We start from the raw sequence: 791 nt of genomic DNA, 5'->3' as shown, positions 1-791 counted from the left end.
AGCGCGAAGATTGACAACCTAACCTTAAATCATCCGTTAAGTTCTGTCAACTACCCTTAGAAATCTGAGAAGGGATCCCGGCCTCAGCGGTTGGAGCGGCGGCTGCCGGTGGGGGAGAAGAGGGCTTCCAGAGCCTGGCTGAGGGTGGGCTCCATCACCACCCGGTCTTCGTAGGCAGCGATGACCCGGGTGAGCTGGGGCAGGCGGCCCTGTTCTGCCTCCAGGTAGAGGGGCTGGATGTAGAGAAGCGAGGTCTCGATGGGGATGACCAGCAGGGTGCCCAGGTTCACCCGCGACCCGTGTTCGTTCCAGAGGGCGATTTGCTCGGAAATGGCCGGATCCTGGTTGACCCGCGCCTCTACTTGCTCTGGGCCGTAGATGAGGCGCTGCTTGGAAAACTCGTACACCAGCAGCTTGCCGTAGTTTTCCCCATCGCAGCGGGCCGCCATCCAGGCCACCATGTTTTGTTTGTTGAGGGGGGTGAAGGGAGAAAGCAAGACAAACTCGGGCTGGTTTGGGGATCCCTTTTGGGGATCCTCTGGCAAGGTGAGGATGAGGTACTGGGGCTGCATGGGCAGGCGCCGCCGCTTGCGGAACTGGTTGGGGATCTGCCACTGGTCTTCCCGGTTGTAGAAAACACGGGGATCCGTCATGTGGTAAGTGGCAAATTGCTGCACCTGCACCCGGAAGAGATCTTGGGGGTAGCGGATGTGCTGCCGCAGCGGCTCCGGCATGGCCTCTAGCGGCTTGAACAGGGTGGGGTAGATGCGGGCGTAGGCTTGGATGAGGGG

Annotated in this window: 1 protein-coding gene; it reads right to left on the bottom strand. The window is 60.7% G+C overall.

The window, feature by feature from the left end; all coding sequences use genetic code 11:
• Nucleotides 1-83: 83 nt before the first annotated feature.
• On the bottom strand, nt 84-791 hold a 708-nt coding region (locus GG26_RS13650), incomplete at its 5' end, for a UPF0182 family protein (RefSeq protein WP_414391188.1).

The sequence above is a fragment of the Synechococcus sp. 'PEA 65AY6A-5F PE A' genome (genome assembly GCF_047462575.1).
Lineage (GTDB): Bacteria > Cyanobacteriota > Cyanobacteriia > Thermostichales > Thermostichaceae > Thermostichus.
The sequence above is the reverse complement of the archived record's forward strand: the minus strand, read 5'-3'. Positions and strand labels throughout refer to the sequence as shown.